24 protein-coding genes and 1 tRNA gene are annotated in these 25496 nt (G+C 57.5%); 10 read left to right on the plus strand and 15 right to left on the minus strand.

The window, feature by feature from the left end:
- Nucleotides 1-44: 44 nt before the first annotated feature.
- The 3 genes from GOV88_RS01805 to GOV88_RS01815 are packed head-to-tail and all read right to left on the minus strand — an operon-like array spanning nucleotide 45 to nucleotide 2934.
- Nucleotides 45-752, minus strand: coding sequence for an aspartate/glutamate racemase family protein (locus tag GOV88_RS01805; protein WP_171239354.1), 708 nt, complete (start codon nucleotides 750-752; stop codon nucleotides 45-47).
- Entirely contained in the window at nucleotides 749-1894 is a 1146-nt protein-coding gene (locus GOV88_RS01810; RefSeq protein WP_171239355.1) for a Xaa-Pro peptidase family protein, read from the minus strand. Before GOV88_RS01810 ends, GOV88_RS01805 begins: the two co-directional genes overlap by 4 nt.
- A complete protein-coding gene (locus GOV88_RS01815; protein WP_171123586.1) occupies nucleotides 1891-2934 on the minus strand; it encodes a pyridoxal-phosphate dependent enzyme in 1044 nt (347 codons plus the stop codon). The genes GOV88_RS01810 and GOV88_RS01815 overlap by 4 nt, the downstream gene beginning before the upstream one ends.
- Nucleotides 2935-3020: 86 nt before the next feature.
- Between GOV88_RS01815 and GOV88_RS01820 the strand changes: the two genes are divergently transcribed.
- A complete protein-coding gene (locus GOV88_RS01820) occupies nucleotides 3021-4205 on the plus strand; it encodes a M24 family metallopeptidase (RefSeq protein WP_171123106.1) in 1185 nt (394 codons plus the stop codon).
- Nucleotides 4202-5359: an acetylornithine deacetylase gene (gene argE, locus GOV88_RS01825; protein ID WP_171239356.1), complete on the plus strand. Its 1158-nt coding sequence runs from the start codon at nucleotides 4202-4204 to the stop codon at nucleotides 5357-5359. The genes GOV88_RS01820 and argE overlap by 4 nt, the downstream gene beginning before the upstream one ends.
- On the opposite strand, the gene GOV88_RS01830 is transcribed toward argE, so the two are convergent.
- From GOV88_RS01830 to GOV88_RS01855, 6 genes are read right to left on the minus strand one after another with little or no spacing between them, the layout of a single operon-like run.
- Complete coding sequence (locus GOV88_RS01830) at nucleotides 5356-6228, minus strand: DUF1989 domain-containing protein (protein ID WP_171239357.1); 873 nt, start codon at nucleotides 6226-6228, stop codon at nucleotides 5356-5358. The genes argE and GOV88_RS01830 overlap by 4 nt on opposite strands.
- Before the next feature lie 26 nt (nucleotides 6229-6254).
- The gene (locus GOV88_RS01835) at nucleotides 6255-7733 is read right to left on the minus strand and encodes an aldehyde dehydrogenase (RefSeq protein WP_171239358.1); all 1479 of its coding nucleotides are present in this window, start codon (nucleotides 7731-7733) and stop codon (nucleotides 6255-6257) included.
- 8 nt (nucleotides 7734-7741) lie between these two features.
- Nucleotides 7742-8776, minus strand: coding sequence for an LLM class flavin-dependent oxidoreductase (locus GOV88_RS01840; protein ID WP_171239359.1), 1035 nt, complete (start codon nucleotides 8774-8776; stop codon nucleotides 7742-7744).
- Complete coding sequence (locus GOV88_RS01845) at nucleotides 8776-9696, minus strand: flavin reductase family protein (protein ID WP_171239360.1); 921 nt, start codon at nucleotides 9694-9696, stop codon at nucleotides 8776-8778. Before GOV88_RS01845 ends, GOV88_RS01840 begins: the two co-directional genes overlap by 1 nt.
- A complete protein-coding gene (locus tag GOV88_RS01850) occupies nucleotides 9693-10472 on the minus strand; it encodes an alpha/beta fold hydrolase (RefSeq protein WP_171239361.1) in 780 nt (259 codons plus the stop codon). Before GOV88_RS01850 ends, GOV88_RS01845 begins: the two co-directional genes overlap by 4 nt.
- The gene (locus GOV88_RS01855) at nucleotides 10444-11043 is read right to left on the minus strand and encodes an amino acid synthesis family protein (RefSeq protein WP_171121236.1); all 600 of its coding nucleotides are present in this window, start codon (nucleotides 11041-11043) and stop codon (nucleotides 10444-10446) included. The genes GOV88_RS01850 and GOV88_RS01855 overlap by 29 nt, the downstream gene beginning before the upstream one ends.
- 107 nt (nucleotides 11044-11150) lie before the next feature.
- On the opposite strand from GOV88_RS01855, the gene GOV88_RS01860 reads away from it, so the two are divergent.
- From GOV88_RS01860 to GOV88_RS01880, 5 genes are all read left to right on the plus strand, one after another.
- Nucleotides 11151-12008 carry a LysR family transcriptional regulator gene (locus GOV88_RS01860; protein WP_171239362.1) on the plus strand — a complete coding sequence of 286 codons (858 nt, stop codon included), beginning with the start codon at nucleotides 11151-11153 and terminating at the stop codon, nucleotides 12006-12008.
- A gap of 77 nt (nucleotides 12009-12085) precedes the next feature.
- Nucleotides 12086-13336, plus strand: a complete 1251-nt coding sequence (locus GOV88_RS01865) for a sarcosine oxidase subunit beta family protein (protein ID WP_171239363.1) — start codon at nucleotides 12086-12088, stop codon at nucleotides 13334-13336.
- Between the two features lie 13 nt (nucleotides 13337-13349).
- The gene (locus GOV88_RS01870; protein WP_171121233.1) at nucleotides 13350-13637 is read left to right on the plus strand and encodes a sarcosine oxidase subunit delta; all 288 of its coding nucleotides are present in this window, start codon (nucleotides 13350-13352) and stop codon (nucleotides 13635-13637) included.
- Nucleotides 13634-16576, plus strand: coding sequence for a sarcosine oxidase subunit alpha family protein (locus tag GOV88_RS01875; RefSeq protein WP_171239364.1), 2943 nt, complete (start codon nucleotides 13634-13636; stop codon nucleotides 16574-16576). The genes GOV88_RS01870 and GOV88_RS01875 overlap by 4 nt, the downstream gene beginning before the upstream one ends.
- Nucleotides 16569-17129: a sarcosine oxidase subunit gamma gene (locus GOV88_RS01880; protein ID WP_171239365.1), complete on the plus strand. Its 561-nt coding sequence runs from the start codon at nucleotides 16569-16571 to the stop codon at nucleotides 17127-17129. Before GOV88_RS01875 ends, GOV88_RS01880 begins: the two co-directional genes overlap by 8 nt.
- A gap of 80 nt (nucleotides 17130-17209) precedes the next feature.
- Here the strand turns inward: GOV88_RS01880 and GOV88_RS01885 are convergent, their stop codons facing one another.
- The 5 genes from GOV88_RS01885 to GOV88_RS01905 form a co-directional block, all read right to left on the minus strand.
- Nucleotides 17210-17812 carry a YrbL family protein gene (locus GOV88_RS01885; protein ID WP_171123084.1) on the minus strand — a complete coding sequence of 201 codons (603 nt, stop codon included), beginning with the start codon at nucleotides 17810-17812 and terminating at the stop codon, nucleotides 17210-17212.
- Nucleotides 17813-17943: 131 nt separating this feature from the next.
- Nucleotides 17944-19353: a hypothetical protein gene (locus GOV88_RS01890; RefSeq protein WP_171239366.1), complete on the minus strand. Its 1410-nt coding sequence runs from the start codon at nucleotides 19351-19353 to the stop codon at nucleotides 17944-17946.
- Entirely contained in the window at nucleotides 19353-20099 is a 747-nt protein-coding gene (locus GOV88_RS01895) for a methyltransferase domain-containing protein (RefSeq protein ID WP_171239367.1), read from the minus strand. The genes GOV88_RS01890 and GOV88_RS01895 overlap by 1 nt, the downstream gene beginning before the upstream one ends.
- Before the next feature lie 9 nt (nucleotides 20100-20108).
- Nucleotides 20109-20495 carry a GtrA family protein gene (locus GOV88_RS01900; protein ID WP_171123078.1) on the minus strand — a complete coding sequence of 129 codons (387 nt, stop codon included), beginning with the start codon at nucleotides 20493-20495 and terminating at the stop codon, nucleotides 20109-20111.
- On the minus strand, nucleotides 20492-21451 hold the full coding sequence (locus GOV88_RS01905) for a glycosyltransferase family 2 protein (RefSeq protein ID WP_171210674.1): 960 nt from the start codon (nucleotides 21449-21451) through the stop codon (nucleotides 20492-20494). The genes GOV88_RS01900 and GOV88_RS01905 overlap by 4 nt, the downstream gene beginning before the upstream one ends.
- Nucleotides 21452-21909: 458 nt before the next feature.
- Between GOV88_RS01905 and nadA the strand changes: the two genes are divergently transcribed.
- The 3 genes from nadA to nadC are packed head-to-tail and all read left to right on the plus strand — an operon-like array spanning nucleotide 21910 to nucleotide 25381.
- Entirely contained in the window at nucleotides 21910-22962 is a 1053-nt protein-coding gene (gene nadA / locus GOV88_RS01910) for a quinolinate synthase NadA (RefSeq protein ID WP_171239368.1), read from the plus strand.
- Nucleotides 22963-22970: 8 nt separating this feature from the next.
- On the plus strand, nucleotides 22971-24536 hold the full coding sequence (locus tag GOV88_RS01915; RefSeq protein ID WP_171239369.1) for an L-aspartate oxidase: 1566 nt from the start codon (nucleotides 22971-22973) through the stop codon (nucleotides 24534-24536).
- A complete protein-coding gene (nadC, locus tag GOV88_RS01920; RefSeq protein ID WP_171123070.1) occupies nucleotides 24533-25381 on the plus strand; it encodes a carboxylating nicotinate-nucleotide diphosphorylase in 849 nt (282 codons plus the stop codon). The genes GOV88_RS01915 and nadC overlap by 4 nt, the downstream gene beginning before the upstream one ends.
- Before the next feature lie 6 nt (nucleotides 25382-25387).
- Here nadC and GOV88_RS01925 read toward each other — a convergent pair.
- Nucleotides 25388-25477: transfer RNA gene (locus GOV88_RS01925), tRNA-Ser, on the minus strand.
- Nucleotides 25478-25496: the final 19 nt, after the last annotated feature.

Raw genomic sequence — 25496 nt, forward strand, 5'->3', positions numbered from 1 at the left:
AATATGTCTAGAGAATGACAAAGAAATTGGCACGCGCCTGATATTCAGGCGGAATTCAGGTGCCGCATGTGCCAGGCAAGGCTCTGATTGCTGGAAAGCACGGGCTTACCAAGCTGTTTTTCGATTTCCGGGATCGCGTCAAAAGTTCTGAGATTCGTGCAACTTATGAAAACAGCTTCGACCGCCGAATCAGAACCCAGCCGGATGGCGGCATCGGTGACGGATCGTTGGGATATCCGCACGACTTTGGATTCCTCTGCCTCCCCAAAAGAGCCAAAAACATCCATCGAAATCCCATTTTGAGAGAAAGCATGTCGAAGAGGTTCGTTCACTTCTTCGATATATGGGGACAAAAGCGCGAATTTCGAAACCTCAAGTTCTGCGGCACAGGCCGAAGCTGCGCGCAAAGGATTCGTGACGGTTGCAACGTCACATGTGCGCTGAACCATCCGTTCAACCTGATCTGAGCCAATCACAGAACTGGCTGAGGTGCAGCCATATCCCACAACCTTGTACGGCCGGATTTTTGGCAACAGGTCCGCAGCCGCAGGCAATGATTTCTCCATTTCTGACAGGGTGTCCGTCGTGACTTCGGCCCCGCTTGGAATCCTTGATACGTAAAGCGGAACGCTGCGATCCGCGAAATAGGCGCTGAACTCGGGCTCGATTGTTTCGTCTGTTTGCAGGACAATCAATCCAAGCGGACTGACGGATGGGTCATCTGCATCAAGAGTGTATGGTAAGTAACTCATATCTCAATCAACTCCGTCCCAGACTTAGGACTGATAAACTGCGGCGCGTCTTCGGTGATAACTATGTTTTCCTCGTGAACCAGAATTTTGTCACCAACTGCGATGCCGGGTTCAAGCGTCAGTACCATACCAGCCTCAAGAACTGTTTCATCGCCGGGTATGAGCGACGGCCACTCTGTCAGTGACATTCCAAGCCCATGCCCCAACCGACCTGCCCCGGTGTCCCCGCTTTGGCGTGACAGAACAGAGTTCATCGCCTGATACAAATCGCACGCACGCGCGCCTGCACGGGCGACTTCAAACGCGGCATCAGTCGCCTCAATCAAGGTTGCATATGCCGATTTGACACCTGCCGTGGCCGGACCGATCGACCAGTTGCGGTCATAATCGCAAAAATAGCCGTCCCAAACCAATCCCGTGTCCAACATCAGAACATCTCCGGGTGCCATAGCGGTATCTCGGGCTGGTGAAATCACGTCTGCATACCCGCCCTGTTCCGCGCCTCCGGCGAGGTAAGGCACCCAATCCGCCCCTTCTTCCAAACACAACATCTGAAAGTGGCGAAAAACAGAGGCAACCGTGACACCGGCTCCCGCAATTTCTGGGACACGCGCGAAGGCACGGCCCGCGATGGTACAAGCCGCTTCGATCTTTGCAACCTCGGCTTCGGATTTCACCATTCGGAGCCTGCGCAAAATACCCGCGTCGCCTGCAAATACGCGATCGTCCGCCAACTGTTTCAGGCGATATAAATCGGCCAGGGGCATTCGGATATGTGTTTCGTGCCCGTCTGGTAATCCGATACGGGAACCAGGCTGAGTCACCTCTCGTAGTGTGTCTGCCAGCAGGTTGATCCCATCATCGCTTAGATCCGGCGAGCTCCACGTACGGATATCATCAATCCACGTTTGTCCCATCAGCGCCGCGCCAATCGAAGGAATGACGGCAATGGGTCTGCCAGATGCAGGCACGATCAGAAACCAAGGGCGCGTCGGACTTTCCCAGAACCGGGTCAAGTAACCTGTGAAATAGCGCACTTCGGGCTCGGTGGTTAGCAGCAATGCCGAAAGCCCATGCTCGCTCATCAAACGCTGGGCACGTTCGGTGCGTGCCGCGAATTCGGTATCCTCAAACCCCTTCATTCGGCGATCTCGGACAAAAAGCATAGAACCCGCGCCTCGGGGCCAATACCCAATTCAGTGCGCAGGCCAGCATTCATAACCGCCGCGATCCCTGCTCCGCCAGACGCCGTTGTTGCGATGCCTGCCTTGGCCATTGCCGGCAGATAACGCAGAACTTCTTCATCCGAGAGCGTCAGAAACATATCCGCGTCTCGTGCCAGACCATTCAGCGCAATCAGCGACGGCTCTTTACAGTCAAGGCGGCCCATTACGCTGTCTGGCCCATCGGCGAAGACACACGCGCCCGCCTCGATACTGGCCTGCAAAGCGGGCGCGGCCTCGGGCTCGACCACGACAATCTGAGGAGCATCTTTCCATACATGGCGGGCATAGGCGGCGACGGCCCCTGCCAACCCACCTACGCCAGCCTGCAAGAAGATATGCGTGGGCACCTGTGGGCATTGACGCACGGCCTCGGCCGCCATTTGCAGGTAGCCTTCCATCAGGATATGCGGCAGTTCATAGTAGCCGGGCCAGGAACTGTCAGACAGCAACGTCCAGCCATTATCCCGAGCGGCCTGCGCCGCAGCCTCCATACTGGCCGCATAATCAACACCCTGACGCACGACCCGCGCGTTCTGAGACCGCAAGCGATCCGCAAAGCTTTCGGGCACAGTTTCAGCGATATACACCACTGCATCTGCACCAAATATCCGCGCACCAGCCGCAACACTCATGCCGTGATTGCCCGCGCTGGCGGTCACATAAGTCCGCCCGGTTAAGGTTGTATCGTCGGGGGCGTCGGAGATATCCGCAGCGTGGCGCGCAATCACATATGCCGCGCCCAACGCCTTGAACGACCCAAGGTTCATCCGCCCACGCTCATCCTTCACCCAGAGATTTGCGACACCGGCAAGGCCGCCAACCTCAGTCAGCGGAGTTTCAGCGGCTGCGGGGCACTGACCCAACAGGGCCGCAACTCGCGCGGCGTCGGTTGAGGGGAATGGCGCCTCTGGGATCAGTTTCTGACCACCGCGATACGGGTTGGATGAGATCTTCAATTGCCTGCCTTTCCTGTGTTGCCCATTGACGTGACCGATTTCGTCAAGTTCTGTCAACAAGACTTCACACCAGACAGGAGCAGCCCATGGCCCACGCTGATCCGGCATTTACTCAGGCAGAGTATGACCGCCGCATGACCAAGACGCGCGCGGCGATGGCAAAGGCTGGCCTGGACGCGCTGTTTGTCGAAGACCCCTCGAACATGGCGTGGCTGACGGGGTATGAGGGCTGGTCGTTCTACGTGCATCAAGGCGTCGTGGTTTTACACGATGCCGATCCGATCTGGTGGGGTCGAGGTCAGGATGCCAACGGGGCACGCCGCACTGTCTGGATGACGAACGACCGCATTCGCGGCTATGCGGACGAATATGTTCAGTCGACCGTTCGTCACCCGATGCAGGACCTTGCAGCGTTGATTGCAGATTGCGGTCTTGCCGACGGGCGTATCGGTGTCGAATTAGACAACTACTATTATTCGGCCAAGGCCCACCTGACCCTTCAGGCAGAGCTTCCCAACGCCGAACTGATTGACGCAAACGCGCTGATCAATTGGCAACGCGCGGTTAAGTCCGACGAAGAGATTGTCTTGATGCGCAAGGCCGCGCGTATCTCAGAACATATCATCGACGGCGTTCTGGAACGCGTGGAACCGGGGCTTAGAAAAAACGAATTAGTGGCCCAGATTTATAGCGATGCAATTCATGGCGCTGACGGGAATTGGGGTGACTATGCGGCCATTGTGCCCTTGCTTCCTTCGGGGCCAGACGCGGCGGCACCCCACCTAACGTGGGATGGCGCGCCGTTCAGATCGGGTGAGTGCACGTTCTTTGAACTTTCTGGCTGCTATCGCCGCTATCATACCCCGTTTTGCCGGTCGGTGTTCCTTGGTCAGCCACCTGATCACCTGCTGCGCGCCGAAGCGGCGTTGGTTGAGGGGCTCGAAGCAGGCTTGAATGCAGCCCGCGCGGGCAATCAGGCCCGCGATATTGCGCTTGCGTTGGCCGCGCCGCTGGAACGCTCCGGGATCGAACGCGGCGCGCGGTGCGGCTATCCTGTTGGCCTCAGTTATCCGCCAGATTGGGGCGAGCGCACCATATCCCTTCGACCCGAGGATGAAACCGTTCTTGAACCTGGCATGACCTTCCATTTCATGCCCGGCCTTTGGATGGATGACTGGGGGCTTGAGATCACCGAGTCCATCCTGATCACTGAATCCGGGCCAGCAGAGTGTTTCTGTGACCGCCCCCGCAAACTGTTCGTAAAGCCATGACATTGCAAAGAACCAAGGAAATCCTGTCCGATTTGATCGCGTTTGAAACGGTTTCGGCGGATAGCAATCTTGAGATCATCCACTATTTGACCGACTTTCTTACGGCACTGGGTGCGCGGTGTATTCAGACTCAGGATGCGACTGGAACAAAGGCCAACGTCTTTGCCAAGCTTGGGCCAGAGATGGATGGCGGCATTGTTTTGTCCGGACATACGGATGTTGTTCCCGTGGCCGATCAAGACTGGACCAGCGATCCGTTCCAGATGGTCGAGCGTGACGGAAAGCTGTATGGGCGCGGTACCTGCGACATGAAGGGGTTCATAGCCGCGGCCTTGGCTTTTGCGGAAACTCTTGATGCGAAGCAGTTGACCCAACCGCTGCATTTCTCGTTCACCTATGACGAGGAAACCGGGTGCCTTGGCGCGCGCAATCTGGTGGATGACCTGTCCGAGCGTGGCATCGTTCCAGATATCGCCATCATAGGTGAACCGACAGAAATGCGCGTGATTGAGGGCCACAAGGGCTGCTATGAATACACCACGTCCTTTATCGGGCTCGAAGGGCACAGCTCAGCCCCGGATGACGGAGTAAACGCGGCTGAGTATGCAGCCCGCTATATCGGAAAGCTGCTGGAATTGCGGCAAGTCCTAAAGTCCCGCGCACCATCCGGCAGCCCGTTTGAACCACCTTGGACGACCGTGAATATCGGGCTTATTTCCGGTGGTGTCGCGCACAATGTGATCGCCAGCAAAGCCGAGGTTGCTTGGGAAATGCGGCCCGTTCAGTCCAGCGATGCGGATCTGGTCAAGCGCACTCTGTCCGACTATGTCAAACGCACGTTGCTGCCTGAAATGCAGGCCGTGCACAGCGCCGCCAATATTACGCAACAGGCCGTCGCCGAAGTTGCAGGCCTTGAACCGATGGACAAAAACGCAGCCCGAGACCTTGTGGCCGAGCTGACCGGTGCCAACGGCACGGGCGTCGTTTCATTCGCGACAGAAGCGGGGCTGTTTCAACAGCTTGGGGTTCAGGCAATTGTCTGCGGGCCGGGATCAATCACCCAAGCCCATAAAGCAGACGAATATGTCGAGATTGAACAGCTTGAGCTTTGCTGTCGGATGCTCGACCGCTTGGGGCGTCGAATGACCGCCTAGCCTGCGCCGTGAGAACGATCATAAGCTGATCGTGCGGGCTGGACATGCGCATCTCGCGCGTCTTGCCCCGGATCATACACCTCAATCAGCAACGGATAGCAGGCCGCGGAATCCGAGGAGTGCTCGGACGAACAGTCCCCTCCCGGACAGGCCGAAAGCCCGACGATCAGATCAATCTCAGCGTAGAATTCCAGAAAATCGCCGGGGCGCACTGGGCTGGCTTTCATGAAATACTGTCCGGTATCGCGCGTGAACCCCGTGCACATGAACACATTCAGAACGTCATGCACATGCATTTCCGCCTCATGAAGCGGCAGGTCGCAATGGCTGGCCAGAGCCCGCGTCAGGTTCGAGTGGCAGCAATAGTGATAGTCGTCGCCAGACAGAAGGCGGCCCGTATAGGGATCACAACGCGTGCCGATCACGTCATGAACAGAGCCGCCAAATTCGTCAAACCCGTACCAGTCCAACGTATCACCCACGATGGTCGCCATTGGGCGCATGTTGGGAAAGCTGGACCACATGCGATCTCCGGTCGACAGATGTGTCCCGTGCAGGGCGCGGGTTTTGCCGGAATAGAACCGCTCAGACAGGTCGTGTTTGTTCCACATATTCAGATCGCCGACCTGTGGGCCATCGACCGAAACAACCCGAACGAAAGCGCCGGCAGGCACATCTATGCAGGCCGCGTCCCGCGGTGCGGCAGTCACCTCGGCAATCTTGGATGCCTGCTGCCTAAGCGCGCTCAGAGCGCCCAAATCAGGCTGCGGCAACGTATCTGGCGAATAGCAGATGACCGGAGGGATTCCCTTGCGCTGGTTTGCGTCCGTTGGCGCCCTGAAATGCGGGTTCTTCAATTTCACGGGCATACTCCCTTCCCTGTTTCGGCCCAGACTTAGCGCATTACAAACGGGTTCGCCATCGGCTCTTGCGCGGTGCTGATCCATGTTGTTTTGGTCCGTGTGTAATCCAATACCGCCTCGACCCCGGCCTCGCGCCCATAGCCGGATTGATTGAACCCGCCAAACGGCGCGATGGGCGAGATTGCGCGATACGTATTTACCCAGCAGATGCCAGCCCTGATCCGCTTGGAAACCCTGTGCGCGCGCGCAAGGTTCTGCGTGAAAACGCCAGATCCAAGCCCGTAGGGTGTGGCATTTGCCAGCGATATGGCCTCCTCCTCGGTATCAAACGGCAATAGGGACATCACAGGGCCAAACATTTCGACCTTCAGGGTCTCCGTTTCGGGCGAGTTGCACTGAACCAGCGTCGGATTCATGTAATTCCCCAGCCTGTCTGCGGTATCCCCACCGAACCGTATCACTGCACCCTGCCCGCGTGCTGCAGCCAGCGTCTCTTGGATCTTGCGAACCTGAGCTTGCGTGCAGAGCGGGCCAACATGCGTGTCCCCATGCAAAGGATCACCCACCTGAATCGCGCGGGATTTTTCTTCGATCCGCTCTATCAAAGCATCCAGAACAGGCCGGTGCACCAGCCCACGGGTTCCCGCGACGCAGCTTTGGCCGGACGCGCCGAAGTTACCTGCAATCAAGCCGTTCGCCGCCCCATCCAGATCCGCGTCCTCAAACACCAGTATCGGGGATTTACCGCCCAGTTCCAAAGAGGTAACCGCGAAATTTTCAGCCGAGTTTCGCACAACGTGGCGCGCGGTTTCCGGCCCGCCTGTGAAAGCGATGCGATCCACGTCGGGATGGCGCGTCAGGGGTATGGCGCAATTTTCGGCATCCCCTGTGATAACCGACACAACACCTGGCGGAAAACCGGCCTCATCGATCAATCGAGCGAATTCCAGCATCGGGGCCGGTGCGATTTCCGAGGCTTTCAGAATCACGGCACACCCAGCCGCAAGAGCGGGGCCTAGTTTTGTTGCAGTCAGGAACATCTGCGCGTTCCACGGCACGATCGCGGCGACCACTCCAATCGGTTCGCGCGTCGTAAACACGTGCATGTCCGGTTTGTCGATTGGCAGAACCGTCCCCTCGACCTTATCAGCCAACCCCGCGAAATACCGATAATAGTCCGCGACATACCCCGTTTGCGCCGCAGTTTCCGCCAGCAACTTACCGCTGTCCGTTGTCTCAAGCTCGGCCAGACGCGATGCGTTTTCGGCAACCAGATCAGCCAGTCGATACAGCAGTTTCCCCCGAGCGGTTGCTGACAGATCGCGCCACAGCGGATCGTCCAACGCGCGTTTTGCTGCTGCGACAGCGCGGTCAACATCCTCGGGCGCGGCGCAGGCGAAGGTCGCCCAACCCTGACCGGTAGCCGGGTTTTCAGACGTCATAACCTGTGTCGACGCGCCTTCGGTCCGGCGGCCATCAATGAAAAGCTTAAAGTGCGGCAAGTTACCCATCGTGATCCTCACTGAAAAACCGGCATGACTTCGTCAATGAACCGAGCCAACGACGCGCGTTTGCGATCGTTGGTCATTCCACTGTCGATCCAGAACGAAAACTCATCATAGCCCAAATCTTCGTACCGCTTGATGCGGTCGATGACCTGTTGCGGGGTGCCGACGGTCAGATCGGCCGCCAGCTTCTCGGTCGTGTACATAGGGTTCGCGTCCATTTCGTCTGGCGAGATCGGCAGAATCAAGCCCTGAGTGATCGGGCGCTTGTTCAAGAACCACGCACCGAAATAATTGTAATACCGACGCAAGTCCTGGACGCCCCGAGCAACATCATCTTCATCAGCGCCGACATATGTGTGATGAAGCAACATGATTTTGGGGCGCGGTCCAGAATAGCTGTCGCAGGCATCGTTGAACCGCCCCATCAGGGTTTCGATCTCTTCCATGCCTTGCCACAAGGGGGTGACCTGAATGTTAAACCCATTATGGACGCCAAACTCGTGACTGTTGGGGTCGCGTGCTGCGATCCAGATCGGGGGTCCGTCCTCTTGCAATGGCTTCGGCGCGGACGTCGTTGCGGGGAAGGAATAGAACTCACCATCATGTGCACAGTCCCCTCGCCAGATTTCTTTCAACAACGGCGTCGACTCGCGCATCCTTTGACCCGCTTCCCACGCGTCCATGCCCGGCATTAGGCGTTCGTATTCAAAGGAATACGCCCCGCGCGCGATCCCCAACTCTATTCGCCCTTTGGTGATCTGATCCGCTGCCGCTGCCTCACCCGCCAGTTTGATCGGATGCCAGAATGGGGCGACAACCGTCCCAGTCCCCAAACGGACGTTGCGCGTGTGATGCGCCAGATCGACCAACGATAGAAATGGGTTCGGCGCGATGGTGAACTCCATCCCATGATGCTCGCCCGTCCAGACCGCGCGCATCCCGCCCTCGTCCGCCATTTTAACAAGCCCAACGAATTCATCGTAAAGAACGTCATGAGGCTGCTGCGGCGTCAGACGCTCCATATGGGCAAACAGGGAAAACTCCATCAACGGGCTCCTTCATTCAAACTGTGGATGTCACCTTGTTTCGCGTCGCCAAGGTAGAGAGAGAAATTCCCCTCCTGCGCCTCGATCGCAAAGCGGGTCATCATGTCGTGGATGGCTTGAGTGGTATAGGTGAGCTTGGGCAATGCATCGACAGGCACCCATTTGGTGCCTTCTACTGCGGGGGTATCGTGGCAAGTGGTCAAAAAGAACGTATAGTGTAGCGCGTTTGCCGCGTCGCTAAACGAGGAATACACCTGATCTACCCGCGCAGTCACACCACGGTCTGACAGCCCTTGCGCCAACCTATTGCGCTGCCCTCCGGGTTCGACACCTGCGATCTGAAGCGGTTGGTGCCGACCGTTGTGAACCTCAAGCAAAACATGGCCGTTCGACCGCACCAACGCACCGCAGATTGTTGGCTCTTTCGCGTCGATCTCGCGCTCCAGACCCAGGCTGAAATACGCCCCGCCGACATAACCCAGACCATTGCCCTTGGCGTGTGAAAACTCCTGAACTCGGCCGATCAAAACCGTATGATCCCCGGCAGGGACAACGGCATGCGTTTCACAACAAAATTGGGCCAATGCCCCTTGGATCAATGGCAGGTCACCTAACCCTCTGGAGTGGTCAACCTTGGCAAAACGGTCGCCTTTAAAGCCTGCAAAGGTGTTGGACACTTCCTGCTGACCCTCAGACAGGATGTTGACAGCGAAATGCGAGCACTTGGCAAAAACATCGTGGCTGGACAGAAACTTGCCCGGACAAACCAACAACAAAGGCGGATCCAGCGATACGGACGAAAATGAGTTTGCCGTGAATCCGACCGGAGCCCCATTGGGATCAAGTGTGGTCACAACGGTTACGCCGGTCATGAAGCTGCCGAAAGCGTCACGCAGCGCCCTTGGGTCGATGGTCGTCATATCAGGCACTCCTGCACGAACCCCGACAGATACGAATTCACCTCAACCGGATGAGTCATTGGCATCATGTGCGCCGCGCCGGGCACGATCTCGGCACGTCCCTGCGCCACCAGATCTGCCATCTTGCGGGACATAGTGGGGGTTGAGTTCGGCTCGTCCGCGCCTGTCATGAACAGCGCGGGACACGTGATTTTGGATAGGTCATCATCCGACAACCCATCGCTTTCAGCAAAGACGCTGTAGGCGGCTTTATAGGCCGCCGGGTTCACCTCGGTCAGCCATTGGGCACACGCGTCGCGTTCTTTGGTCTCGTGACCGCCGAACCAGCGTCTAAGTGTACCTGACGGATCGTTCGATGCGTCTGCACTCAATGAAGTGGCGCGTGCAATAACCGCCTCACGCGCCTTGGGATCACGCTGGTAAACTGCATTCAGGGCTGCAACACCCCTGACATGCTCATGTCCAGACGCGGCCAACGACAACGCTACCAACGCGCCCATCGAATGTCCGACTAGAACGGATGGTTCGGACAATAGGGGTTCAACGGCTTTAACGTAGCTGAGCAGCCCACCGGGGTCACGGAAGGGTGACCGACCGTGGCCAGACATGTCCGGACACAACACGCGGAAGCCTGCCGCGCCGAATGCATCAATCTGCGCATTCCACGCCTCAGCCCGCAGGCCAACCCCGTGTAACAGGATGACCAGCGGCCCCTCGCCTGACTCTATGACGGCAAGATCGCCAAACTCAAACCGAGGCCGGGTTGTCCACGTCATGACCCAGATCCTTCAAATCCTGATAGCGGTCTCCGATACGATGATGTGGCCGCCCCGAAGTCGCACCACCCAGAACCACAACAACCTCATCAGCGCGCGGCGCGTCGGGAATCGCAAATTGCAGCGTCAGGTAATGCGACCGACGGCCCGCGTCGTTCTTATCCATCATCGGCACCATGATCGGCGTGTTCGCGGGCCCGCGTGTATTGGTGAAAGACAGGTAGGATTTTGCACCAACCGCCTGCCGGAAAAAATTCCCGAAATGCAGGGTGTGGATCAGACCCGAGGCGTGCTCGACCTCACCGTCCAATCCGACAACGGCAGCTTTGCCATAGGCCTCGATCGCATCGCCCCCTCCGGCCAGCGCGACCATTCGGTTGGTCAGCAATTCACCCAAGATCGGTCCATAAGCAAGGATTTCAGCGCGCAGATCGTCGACATACCGACCAGCCCACGGGTTCGACACAACCGCTGCAACGGCAAACATGCGCCAAGTACGGTCGGCTTTACGAAATCCTTCGACCAGAACTTCCTCATCATAGGTTACGATTTTTCGGATGTTTGGCTTCACGGTTGCCCCCTTTTTCAGTCAGGCAAAATATCACCGCCGGAATCATCTTTTGACAAACGAAAGAACTTTAGCCTTAGGTATTACCATCACTAATAGGTCAGTTACCGATGGCAAAAACACTGCCCCCGCTTACATGGTTCAGGTCCTTTGAAGCAGCCGCCCGCAGGCTAAGCTCTACCGCTGCCGCTGATGAGATCGGCCTGACGCAATCCGCCGTCAGCCAGCAAATCCGCGCGCTGGAAACGCGGTTGGGTGTGGTCCTGTTTCACCGGCACGCGCGCGGGCTGTCCCTGACGGATGAAGGCCGAAAACTGCTGCCACAGGTCGAAGCAGCGCTTGAGATGCTGGAGACCGCCGCATCGCCCTACCTGACCGAGAAAAAAGAGCGGCATATCACCGTGGCGGCCTCGATCAGTATAATCGAATGGGTCATTGCACCCGCCCTGCCACGGTTCAGGTCGCAGCATCCCGAAACATCAGTGCGATTTGTCAGCACGATCTGGCCCGACGAATACGTGGCATCGCGTGCGGATATCGAAATCAGGTTCGGGTCGGAAAAGCAGGTCGGCAAGAACGCGGTTCCTTTGCAGCCGAACCGCCTTATCCCAGTCAAGGCACCTGCGTTGGTTGGCGATCTGCAAACCTTGCCTTTAATTGAATCTGTGGGAACCTCCGACAGTTGGGCTTCGTGGTCCGAGGTAACTGGCCAACAGGTCGGGCACCCAACTTATTTTGTGGATTCCTATGGTTTGGCGCTGCAACTCGCGGTGGCTGGAAACGGTGTGGCCTTGGTTAACTCGATCATCGCAGCTCATGCCTTTAAAACCGGGGCCGTTCAGCCCGCTTTTGATCAACCCGCGGCGGCCAGCGAGGGGTATTTCCTGTCGGTCCAACGCGACTCTGCCGCCGTGTCCGAATTTGCCGACTGGTTCTCGGACTTGGTGCGTTTTCAGGCAAGGGTCTGATTCAGACATGTCGATGTCGCATCTGAGGATATCCAACCGCCCCAAAATAGTGAATTCTGGCGAAAAAGGTCCGATTCATGCGATATTCTGGCTTTCGAGTCATCAAAGAGGCGTTGACCGGTCACAAGGGCTGGAAACCGGTCTGGCGTGAGCCTGAGCCCAAGCCCCACTACGACGTCATCATCATTGGCGGCGGCGGTCATGGTCTGGCCACGGCGCACTACCTGTCCAAGGTGTTTGGACTGCGCAACGTGGCCGTGGTCGAGAAAGGCTGGATCGGGGGCGGCAACATAGGGCGAAATACGACGATTGTACGCTCGAACTATTTGCTGGACGGGAATGAGCCTTTCTACGAATTCTCGCTTAAACTGTGGGAAGGGTTGGAACAGGACGTCAACTATAACGCGATGATGAGCCAGCGCGGGATCATCAACCTATTTCACACCGACGGACAACGCGACGCCTACATAAGGCGCGGCAATGCGATGATCCTGAACGGCGCGGATGCGGAACTGCTGGACGCCGACCAGGTCCGGGCCGAGCATCCCTATCTGAATTTCGACGACGCACGCTTTCCTATCAAGGGAGGTCTGGTTCAGCGTCGCGCGGGCACGGCCCGCCATGACGCGGTGGCTTGGGGTTATGCAAGGTCGGCGGATTTACACGGGGTCGACATCATCCAAAATTGCGAGGTCACTGGCCTGCGGATCGAAAACGGCACCTGTCTGGGGGTCGAAACCAGCCGGGGCTTTATCGGGGCCAGCAAAGTGGGCTGTGCGGTCGCTGGAAACTCGGGCCGTGTGATGGGCATGGCCGGGATGCGCCTGCCCATTGAAAGCCACGTCTTGCAGGCGTTTGTGTCTGAGGGGCTAAAGCCCATTCTGCCCAGCGTCATCACCTTTGGTGCGGGCCATTTCTATGTCAGCCAATCCGACAAGGGCGGGCTGGTTTTTGGCGGCGATATCGACGGCTATAACACCTATGCCCAACGCGGCAATCTGCCTGTGGTCGAGGATGTGTGTGAGGGCGGCATGGCCCTGATGCCCATGATCGGCCGCGCGCGATTACTGCGGATGTGGGGTGGTGTGATGGACATGTCGATGGATGGCTCTCCGATCATCGACCGCACCCCGGTTCAGGGGCTCTATTTCAACGGCGGCTGGTGCTACGGAGGGTTCAAGGCCACGCCTGCCTCGGGCTATTGCTTTGCGCACCTGCTGGCAAAAGACGAACCGCACCCCGTTGCCACCGCCTATCGTCTGGACCGGTTCCGCACTGGCCGGATGATCGACGAAAAAGGCGCGGGCAACCAGCCCAACCTGCACTAAGGGGAACACGGACATGATCATCAACCACCCCCTGCTTGGGCCCCGCGATGCTTCGGAGTTCACATATCTGGGCGATGCCTCCCTGATCGACCGGCCTGACGGGATGGCCGAAAATGCCGCCGACGCGTTCTATAACTATGCCTATCTGCGCGACAACCCCGCCGGTGAGCATCAAGAGCTTTGGTATCACGAAGCCGGGGATCGGTCTTGGCTGGTCATCACTCGCAACACACTGACCCACGAGATTTCCAAGGTGGAACTGGCCCGCGATGTGGCCCGCGCGCGGGGGCGTTCGAAATGACACAGGCGAACCGGCTGACCGGTGGGCAGATCGACCGCGATACGACCCTGAACTTCCGATTTGACGGGCGCAGCTATACTGCGCATCCCGGCGATACTCTGGCCTCGGCGCTGCTGGCCAACAATGTGCGGCTGATTGGGCGGTCGTTCAAATACCATCGTCCGCGCGGGTTGCTAACGGCGGGTTCCGAAGAACCCAACGGTATGGTGGAACTGCGCAGCGGAGCGCACAAAGAACCCAACACCCGCGCCACGACCATCGAGATGTTTGACGGGTTGATCGCAAACTCGCAAAACCGTTGGCCAAGTCTTCGGTTCGACGCGATGGCCGTGAATGACATGTTTTCTAACTTCCTGTCGGCAGGGTTCTACTACAAAACCTTTATGTGGCCCGCCGCCTTTTGGGAGAAGCTGTACGAGCCGATCATCCGCCGCGCCGCTGGCCTTGGGTCGCTGTCGATGCAGCCTGACCCGGATGAATATGACAAAGGCTTCCGTCATTGTGATCTGTTGATCATCGGTACCGGGCCTGCAGGTCTGATGGCAGCGCTGGCCGCCGGACGCGCGGGCGCAGATGTCATACTGGCGGATGAGGACTTCATGCTCGGCGGACGTCTGAACAGCGAGACCTTTTCGGTCGGCGACCACAGCGCAACCGACTGGGCGGCGCAGGCCGTTGCCGAACTTTCCGCCGTGCCGAACGTCCGGCTGATGCCGCGCACCACTGTGATCGGAGCGTTTGACCACGGAATCTATGGGGCCGTGGAACGGACTGGCGATCACCTGCCTTCGCTGCCCGCTGGAAAACCGCGCCAGATCCTGTGGCGGATCCATAGTCAAAAGGCGCTGCTGTGTGCCGGGGCGACCGAGCGGCCGATTGCGTTTGAAAACAATGATCGACCCGGCATCATGACCGCCAGCGCGCTTCGAACCTACGCCAACCGCTTTGCAGTAACCGCCGCGCCGCGCGTGGCGATCTTTACCAACAATGATGACGGTCACCGCACAGCCTCGGACCTGCACGCCAAAGGTGTGAAAATCGCCGCCGTGGTGGATGTGCGCGAAGACGCACCGCTCAGCTATGACTACGAGGTCTTAAAGGGCGCGCAGGTCTTGAACACCAAGGGTCGTCTGGGCCTGAGCTTTGTCGAGATCGCCCTGCCCGATGGCTCGACCCGAATGCTGGATTGCGGCGCGCTGGGCGTGTCAGGCGGCTGGAACCCGAATGTCCACCTGACCTGCCACCAGCGCGGGCAGCCTGTTTGGAACGAAGCCCTTGCTTCATTCGTGCCGGGAGAAAACCTACCGGTCGGCATGTCCGTCGCTGGCGCTGCCAATGGAGTCATGTCGACCCATGGCGCGCTTCGCTCAGGCGCCCAAGCAGCCGCCACCGCGCTGGACCTAACCACCCTGCCCGACCTGCCCGAGACCGAGGACTCGCCCATTGCACAAAAGCCGTTCTGGTATGTGCAGGGCTGCAAACGGGCATGGGTTGATCAGCAGAATGACGTGACCGTCAAGGATGTGAAACTCAGCTATCAGGAAGGCTTCCGCTCGGTCGAGCATCTGAAACGCTATACTACGCTGGGCATGGCAACCGATCAGGGCAAGACCTCGAACATCACGGGGCTTGCGATCATGGCCGAGGTCGCGGGCAAGTCGATCCCTGAAACCGGCACCACCATTTTCCGCCCACCGTACACGCCCGTTCCTATCGGCGCGTTTGCAGGACGGATGATTGGCAAGGAGTTCCACCCAACCCGCCTGACCCCGTCACATCATTGGGCCAAGGAGCGCGGAGCGGTGTTTGTCGAGGCCGGGAACTGGCTGCGCGCGCAGTGGTTCCCTCAACCCGGTGAAACGCATTGGCGCGAATCCGTCGACCGTGAGGTGCGCCAGACTCGAGCCTCGGTCGGGGTGTGCGATTGCACCACGCTGGGCAAGATCGACGTTCAAGGCACGGATGCCGCCGATTTCCTCAACCGCGTCTACGCCAACGGCTTCGCCAAGCTGGCGGTCGGCAAAACGCGGTATGGCCTGATGCTGCGCGAGGATGGGATGGTCATGGATGACGGCACCGCCGCGCGTCTTGCCGAGGATCATTTCGTCGTCACCACCACAACCGCAAACGCTGTAAGTGTCTATCGCCACATGGAATTTGTGCGCCAGTGCCTGTTCCCAGACCTGGATGTGCAGCTGATCTCGACCACAGACGGCTGGGCGCAATACGCGGTCGCAGGGCCAAATTCGCGCAAGCTTCTGCAAAAGATCGTAGACCCCGAATTCGATATCTCGAACGAGGCGTTTCCCTTCATGGCCTGCGGCAAGATCACTGTCTGCGGTGGGCTGCGGGCACGGCTGTTCCGCATCTCGTTCTCGGGCGAGTTGGCCTTCGAGATCGCCGTCCCCGCGCGCTATGGCGATGCGCTGATGCGAAGGTTGATGACTGAGGGTGAGGAGTTCGACGTCACGCCCTATGGCACCGAGGCACTAAGCGTAATGAGGATCGAAAAAGGCCACCCGGTCGGCAATGAGTTGAACGGAACCACCACGGCTCTGAACCTTGGCATGGGCAAGGTGGTCTCAAAGGAAAAGGACAGTATCGGGTCGGTTTTGTCCGAGCGAGAGGCTTTGACCGCACCGGACATATTGAAACTGGTGGGGCTAAAGCCGATCACTCCTGAAGATAAGGTAACTGCCGGAGGCCACCTTATGAACGTCGAAGGCCCCATCGATGCAGCGCATGATCAGGGATATGTGACCTCGGTGGCCTATTCCCCCAGCCTGAACAGCAACATCGGTCTGGGCCTGCTGAAACGTGGCGATGAACGGCTGGGCGAGAAGATGCACCTTGTTTCCCCGCTGACCGACCTGACGATCGAAGTCGAAATCGTCTCGGCCCATTTTGTTGATCCCGAAGGAGAACGTCTTCGTGCATGATCTTGTCGCCACAACCGCCCTTGGTGGGTCTGAGCCGCGTGTTGACACAGTTGGGTCGGTCACATGTACTGAAGTTCCAGGTGTGGCCTTGGCCTCGGTCGCTGCGCGCCGTGGGAAGGAAACACAGGCGCAAAAGGCCATGGCCAAAATGATTGGGGCGCCAGCGCCCGAAGTTCAGCGATTTACCGGAGATCAGGTGATCGCCTTTTGGTCAGGGCCAGACCAGTGGATGATCGAAGCACCCTTTGACAGCCACGAAGACCTTGCGGATCAGGTGAAGGCAATCTTCGGCGATACAGCTTCGGTCACGGAGCAAACGGATGCCTGGGCGCGGTTCGATTTGCAGGGCGATGGGATCAATGCGGTTCTGGAACTTCTGTGTCAATTGGATCTGCGACGGTTTGAGCCCGGGTACGCGGCGCGCGGTTCAATTCACCATATTGGGTGTTTCGCCCTGTGTCGCGGTACCGACCATGTTAGCCTTTATGGACCCAGATCCTCGGCCGGGTCACTGCATCATGCGATCATTACCGCCATGAGATCGGCCCACTAATACTACCAAGCAGGCGGTCAGCCTGAGAGTTAAGGCAGCCGCACGCTTTCAAGACTTAGTGAAATCTCAGACCCGCTTGGTCAAAACCCGAAGCCGCCACCCAAGCGATCGCGGCGCCGTTGAATCGACAAGCGAAACGCCCAGTCGCTGATTAAGGCAAGCGGGAACAAAACCCTCTCTCCCAGACCGTCGATGATAGTGAGTTTTCCACCCCGTTCTTGTGCACGCACTATGTTTTCATAGCTCATGTCGCCAACGATGATGCGGCCTTTTTCGAGATCATCCAGAAGACCCATGAATTCCTGGCGCAGACGTTCCAACCCTTCGGGATCATTCCTTAGGCCCAACCGTTCCTTATGCAGCGTCGGTGCAAGATCACCATCCGGGCCTGTCAGTTTCTCGACCACAATTGCCGGCCCCAACGAGGTCGGAGCATAGCCCATAAAACGCGCCAAACGCTCAATCTCGGGGCGGCCACGATGCAGCGCCGCCAGATATTCGTTTGCCTCACGGTTCCATTGCCGCAGGTTCCCATAGCGCCATTCGGCGTATCGAGGGATAAGGTGGTTGCGGACAGGCTCATCTACCCTGACCTTCAGCAAAGCCTTGTCATTTTCGGGGTGCTGAAAAATCAGGTAGTTGCGGCTTTTGCGCAAGGGTTTCAATTCGCTCAGATCTATCATTTTGCCTGCTATCTAGGGCCAGAAGCCGAACATCCCGCCACTGGATTAAATGCTAAACTGAAACCCGTTCATAAATCCTTCTCCTAAGTGTTACAAATTGCTTTTTTCGGCATGAGCAAAATGCGCGCAGACTACGGTCCGATCGGCGGGTAAGGCATCAGCATGAAGGTTTGATTACCTTCGGACTCTATAATTGGGATATGCGTCCAACCCCGTGGATCAATCGGCGGCTCGACGTCAGCACATTCGTCGGGTGTCTCATCACATATAACGACGTCTAAACCTGTGAGATAAACCAGACGCAACCTCAAACCTCGGGGGAACTGAATGCCGGCGGGTCCTGCACCAGTCAGGCCAAGATAGTGCCCATAGATATACACGGTTTCCGTGGTGTCAGGTATCGCTGAAGCCAAGTCCCGAGTGGCTTCTTGCCATGGCGGAACCCTGACATATGTCGCACGTCCAAAAAGAATGATCTTGATCAGCAGAACGTACATAATGGTGATCCGGGCGATACTTGCCACCCTTCCCGGCGTCAACGACAGATGCAAAGTTGCGGCGGTGAAGGTGAACCCAAGCAATAGCCAAATCCAGCCAAATGCACGGGCCGGGACAAAAACACCCGACATCAGTGATTTGCCAAGCAACGGTACAAGACCCGCCAACATCGCAACCAACACCGTAATGGCAACGAACCGCTGAGAGCGGAACAATATGCCCCAACCGATAGCGAAGAATGCCAGTAGCACAACGCCACTGCCAGCCGCTCCGCCTCCAAGCTGTCTAATCGTCGTTTGAAGATAGATGCGCAACTTACCGAGGTTCCTTATCAGATCCTCGGTTGATTGGACCTCGGACGGGGCGCGCCAGTCGGCAATCGGTATGCCAAAAACACCGTGATAGATGTAATTCAGACTGTAAACGGACAGCATACCTACACCGAGGCTGAAAAAGAACACGAACAGAGTAATCGCCATGCTCTTGTATGTTTTCGGCGCCTTGTAGGACATCAGCGCCAAGGCCATTAAAAGGAACGGATAAGTTGTATAGGCCATAAAGGACAACGGCACCGCGACGATCAGCAATGCGACCGAAACCCGATGCGGCAGGAACACGACGCCCAACGCATAAAAAGTAATGATCCAAACGCCTGGCAATAGCGTGTTAAACCAAAATGCGATCATGAATGCCGGGAGAGAAAGCGCGACAAACAGCGCAAAATAACCCTTGTACCATCCAGGTGCCTCGCGCCCGAGCATCGTGATTGATGTACAGGCGGAAAATGTGGCCCAGGCCATCAGGTATAAGGCAAAGCTAACGGGCGAAGACCACAGAAACGGCCTGAACTGCCACCAATAATTCAGCCACCGCCCTTCATCCAAGGCTTTTCGATTGGCCATAAATTTTTGCCCCAGCAGTGCGGGGAAGTCATCGTGGCGCACAAGCGGATCAATAACCAGCGGCCCGTAAATCACCAGCAAAGCCGCAAAAGCCAGCAACCACAGGCGCAATAGGTCCTGCCACAGAGGTCTTACGTTCATCACTGGCTCCGGTGCGAGCGCGCGATGACGGATGCGCGGACCTGTGCTATTTTGGTGACCGCCGTTTGTGGCAATCTGCGAACGATCATTTTCCGCAAATTCCAACCGAACGTGCCCACCTCTTTCAACGCGCCCGGTTTCACTTCGGTCGACAGAACCTCTGCCGGAAGCGTCGCGGCGCCAGCTTCGTTTGCGTAAAGGACGCTGTTATAGCGATACCAGGGTTCGATCGAGGCATCGTCAAACAGAATAGAGCGCAGACAGTCATAGGCCGCATAGCCCTGCTCAGCGAACAGTCCCTGCCAGAACGACAAAGGCTGTTCATTGATGTGGAACTCACCACCCTGCCCCGGCACGGCGGCTGAGAACAGAACCAGATCGCTATGCGTTGTTAGGCTTTGAACCAGGCTGGCCGATGCCTCATGGGGCAAATGCTCGCCTACTTCCAGCGATTGCGCCAACCCAAACTTACGGCCCAAATCGACAGGCTGACTCAGGTCTTTGCCAAAAAAGCAGTCCTTTGGAATGGCCAATGTCTCGCGATCGACATAATCGCCATCCACACCTGCAACATCCTGACACCCGGCGGCTGCCCATTCTGACAACCAGACGCCGCGCCCACACCCAAAATCCACGACACTGTCTGGTTTGACATGGGATTGAAGCGTTTCGATCAGCCGAACAGCCGAGCTGCGCGCTCCACGGTCGATGTAGTCAAAGAACTCGTTGGAATAGATATGCGACATGACCACTCTCTAAATTGAGCTTTCTTCGCGATAGACCCACAAACGCAGGATCACGAAATTTATGATGGGAAGAACAACTACGACCAAACCGGCGGCGACCGGTTCGGCGAGGGCCAGCCTAGGTGCAAGGATGCCCGTTATCATCGAGGAAACGACTAAGCCGATCGCAATCATGCACAAAAAGCGGCCAAACTGACCCGGCGCGACCACTGGCCTACCAAACGTCCAAGCGGTTTGGCCAACATACTGGATAAGGATTGCAGACCCGAATGCCAGCAGGTTTGCGATCCAAGGGGAATTGAATATCTGCAGCAGGCCAAGATACGTGACAAAATAGTATGCGGCGACACCGGTTCCGACCACTGCAAACCGAAATATGCGTTTGGGTTCACTCATGACGTCTTCTGCGCTCTCTCGGACAGAGTTTCGACACCATTGCCAACCTGTTCATCCACAAAGAACAAGGGCCGCCCCTTTGCTTCGACATAAAGCCGTCCAAGGTATTCTCCGATAATGCCAAGGGTCAGCAACTGAATGCCTGAAAAGAAGCTGATGACCAAAACGGTCGACGCCCAACCAGCAACCGTGCTGTACAAGATCAGTGACCAGAACACGTATACAGCCATCAATGCGGCGATGAGCAAGGTCAGAAAGGCCAGCCGGGTGGCCATCTGCAAGGGCTTGATCGAGAAGCTGGACAAGGCATCAAACGCAAGACGGATCATCTTGGACATCGGGTACTTGGTCTCACCCGCCACGCGCGGGTCGCGAACATATTCAATGCCAATCTGCTTGAACCCAGCCCAAGCGAACATTCCCCGGATGAACCGGGACCGCTCGGGCATATCCAAAACCGCATCCAATGCGCGGCGGCTCACTAAACGGAAATCACCCGTATCGTTGGGAATAGGCACATCCGACAGCCGATTCAGCACCCGGTAAAACCCATGCGCGGTCATCTTCTTGAACCAGCTCTCGCCCTTGCGTTCGCTGCGGCGCCCATAGACCACGTCATACCCGCGATCCATCATGGCCATCATATCTTGCAGCAGTTCGGGCGGGTCCTGCAAATCGGCGTCCAGCATGAAAATCCGCTGCCCCTTGGCCGCCATCAAACCCGCCGTCAAAGCGACTTGGTGCCCACGGTTCGTTGACAGCTTTATGCCGCGAACACCTGCGTGGCTTTCGCTCTGCTTGCAGATTTCGTCCCACGTGCCATCGGTAGAGCCATCATCCACCAGCACGATCTCCCGGTCAGTGGACCAGGGATCAGTTGCCGCGACCAGACGCTCGACCAGCATCGGCACAGAGTCCTCTTCGTTCATACAAGGAACGACTACAGACAATAACATTTAACCTCCGAACGCGAACTGTCCTGCTCGATTATTTGCGATGGGATCGCGTTTTCTAGAACACGTCGCTTTGGTTTTTTCTCGTTTTGGGTCGCTGCCCTTGATATCTCAACTGTCACATTTCGCTAATCGGTAAGTTCCAGTTTCCAAACCGTAGTTACCGCCGCGACACATCCTTGGGGTCAGTCGCCAACGACCAACCCAATGATGCAATACCGGAGTTATTGCCACCTCTTGTGGCAGCATTGCGCCAATCTTGCGACAAAGGACGGAAAGCTGTCGAAATTCGGTGCCTTGCGCGGCAAATGCACTCATAGAACAGAAAAATCCCACACGAAAACAATATAGTTCCGTGGATGCCGGGAATTTTGGAACATTCTTCCCAGCGGAGCGGTGGTCAATCACTTTCAAATCACATATTCAGTGCCGCGAGTGTAAAACAGGCAGATATCAGACCCGTGTTCGACCTACCTGCGCAGCGTGCGCATCTTTCCGAAAAGTACGACCTTAGCCCCTCAGCGGAACTGGCAGCCAGCATGGAAGACATCTATGCGCGCATGTCCCGCGTCGTTTCGCCGATGGATTGGGCGATCTATGCGCCTTATGTCAAAGCGATCAACGACCTAAAGGCCGAACGCAATGCAGTTGTCCTTGGCCACAACTACATGACGCCCGAGATTTATCACGGCATCTCGGATTTCGGCGGCGACAGCCTGCAACTGGCGATCAAGGCAACCGAGGTCGAAGCGGACGTGATCGTGCAATGCGGTGTGCACTTCATGGCCGAAACATCCAAAATCCTTAGCCCGGACAAGACGGTTTTAATGCCCGATATGGAAGCTGGGTGTTCTTTGGCCGAATCCATAACGGCGGACGGCGTGGCCGAAATGCGCCGTCGTTATCCCGGTGCACCAGTGGTGTCTTACGTCAACACCACGGCCGAGGTCAAAGCGGCCTCTGACATCTGCTGCACATCGTCTAACGCGGCACAGATCGTTGCGGCACTAGACAGCGACACCATCATCATGACCCCTGATCAGTACTTGGCGCAGAACGTGGCACGGGACGTTCCACAAAAGAACATTGTCTGGTGGGAAGGATCGTGCATCGTTCACGAACAATACTCGGCCAGCGACCTGCGAGACTTCCGCGAATGGAACCCGGGCACCCGACTGATCGCGCATCCGGAATGCCCCCCCGACGTGGTGGCCGAGGCAGATTTCTCGGGCTCGACCAGCGGCATCATCAAATACGTCACGGATGAAAAACCCGAAAAAGCGCTGCTGATCACCGAATGCTCCATGGCTTCGAACATTGCGGACGAACTGCCCGAGGTCGACTTTGTGGGTCCTTGCAACATGTGCCCATACATGAAGAAAATCACCCTCGAAAAAGTGCTTTATGCACTGGATACCATGACCGGACAGGTCGAAGTTGAAGCAGATGTGGCCGACAAAGCCCGCTTGTCAGTTCAGCGGATGATAGACCTTTCGCGCAAACTGGGTATCTGACCGGGCGGATGCAACACGTCAGCACCAAGCGCGTGGTGATCATCGGCGCTGGATTGGCCGCCGTCTATGCCGCGCTGAAACTGGCACCGCGACCCGTCGTGATGATCTCGCCCGAGGCGCTGGGGACCGGCGCCAGCTCGGCCTGGGCGCAGGGGGGGGTCGCCGCTGCGATGGCCGAAACTGACAGCCCTGAGGCTCATGCGGAAGATACAGTGCGCGCAGGGGCCGGTTCGGTTCTGCAAGAGGTAGCCGATTTCGTAACGCGCGCCGCGCCGGATCATATTCTTGACCTGTCAAATCTTGGCACCGACTTTGACCGAACCAGCGACGGGGCCTTTGTTCAATCCCGCGAGGCCGCCCACTCGGCCGCCCGGGTCGTCCGTGTGAAAGGCGATCAGGCGGGTGCGGAAATCATGCGCGCATTGGTCACCGCACTACGTGCGACGCCGTCGATCCAAGTAATTGAAGGGGTACAGGCCATCGGCTTTGACAGTGATGGCCAGCAGGTTCAGGGCGTCTACCTGACCCCGGCGAATGGATCAGATACGCCCTCGATTGCGTTGCACGGGGCGGCTTATGTATTGGCAACTGGTGGGTCCGCCGGGCTTTACGCGCAAACAACCAACCCCACCCGTATCCGAGGTCAGGGCATAGGCATGGCGGCGCGAGCCGGAGCGAAAATTGCAGATGCAGAATTCGTTCAGTTCCACCCAACGGCGATCAATGTCGGCGAAGACCCCTGCCCACTGGCCACCGAAGCCCTGCGCGGCGAGGGTGCGGTATTGATCGACAAGACCGGGCACAGGTTTATGCCTGAACTGCATCCGGATGGAGAGCTCGCGCCTAGGGACATTGTTGCCCGCGCGGTCTTTCTGCTAACCCAGTCCGGCCTGCGACCTGCGCTGGATACGCGGCAGGCCATCGGCGTCGACATCGCGTCGCAGTTCCCCGCAGTTACTGAAGCCTGTCGTCGCAATGGCGTCGATCCTGTGCTGTCGCCCATACCTGTCACGGCCGCAGCGCATTATCATATGGGTGGCGTCGCGGCAGACCTGTCCGGGCGCAGCACATTGGGCGGGCTTTGGGCTTGTGGTGAGGCGGCCTCGACCGGGCTGCATGGGGCAAACCGGCTCGCTTCAAACGGATTGCTAGAGGCGTTGGTGTTTGCTCGTACCTGCGCGCGAGACATTGCAAAGCATGTCCCTTGTGACGATGCCGAACCGGTAGATCTAAATTTTGCGCCCAGTTGCCAAACAGCGATCTTGCAAGCCACGGCAGAGCTGCGCGGGATCATGATGGATCTGGTCGGCGTCGTTCGCACGGGAACAGGTTTGCGCCAAGCGTTGAGCCGCATAGCTCTGCTCGAAGCCGAAAACCAAAACTCACCGGCATTTCTCAATATGACGGCGACCGCGACACTGATCGCGGCGGCGGCTTTGATGCGAGAAGAAAGTCGCGGCGCACACTACAGGTCGGATTTTCCACAGACGCATTCCGGCCCCGGACAACGATCAATGCTGACGCTTGAACAGGCGCTGGCGTTTCGAGACAAATACACAAAGGAAAACGTATGACCGTTCCTGCCCTACCCGATCTAATCCTAGAACCGATTGTCCGCGCGGCGTTGATGGAGGATTTGGGATCCAACGGCGACGTCACCTCGTTGACGGTCATACCGCCAGAAACAACCTACTCTGCTCGGCTAAACGCGCGTGAAGATGCGGTGGTGTCCGGCATGCAAGTGGCAGAGCTTGCCTTTCGTCTGGTCGACCCTGCGCTTGAGATCGTTCGCCACGTGCAAGATGGCCAACGCTGCGCCAAGGGCGAGACCCTGATGGAGATACGCGGCAATGCAGCCTCGATCCTGTCTGGTGAACGTGTGGCGTTGAACTTTGCCGGACGCCTTACAGGGGTGGCTACTGCGACTGCCGCTCTGGTCGCTGAAACCAAAGGCACCAATACGCGTATCACCTGCACCCGCAAGACAACGCCCGGCCTGCGTATCGTCGAAAAACAGGCCGTACTGCACGGCGGCGGCTTTAATCACCGCTTTTCATTGTCCGACGCAATTCTGATTAAGGACAACCACATCGCCGCCGCCGGAGGCGTTCGGGCGGTCCTCGAAGCAACCAAGGCGCGTGCGTCCCACATGATGAAGGTTGAAATCGAAGTGGACCATTTGGAACAACTGGAAGACGTGCTTGCGGTTGGAGGTGCGGATGTCGTCTTGTTAGACAACATGACCCCAGACATGCTGTCCAAAGCGGTTTCGATGGCAAACGGGCAAATCACAACCGAAGCCTCTGGCAACGTGACCAAAGAAACCGTGGCCGCGATCGCAGCAACGGGCGTCGACTACATCTCATCCGGGGCGCTGACGCATTCCTACAGGACAATCGATCTGGGTCTGGATTTTTAGGGTGAATGGCGGAGAGACAGGGATTCGAACCCTGGAGACGGTTTCCCGCCTACACACTTTCCAGGCGTGCGCCTTCGACCACTCGGCCACCTCTCCGTGGGCGCGATATTTGGAC

This window comes from Ruegeria sp. HKCCA5491 (assembly GCF_013034565.1).
GTDB lineage: Bacteria > Pseudomonadota > Alphaproteobacteria > Rhodobacterales > Rhodobacteraceae > Ruegeria.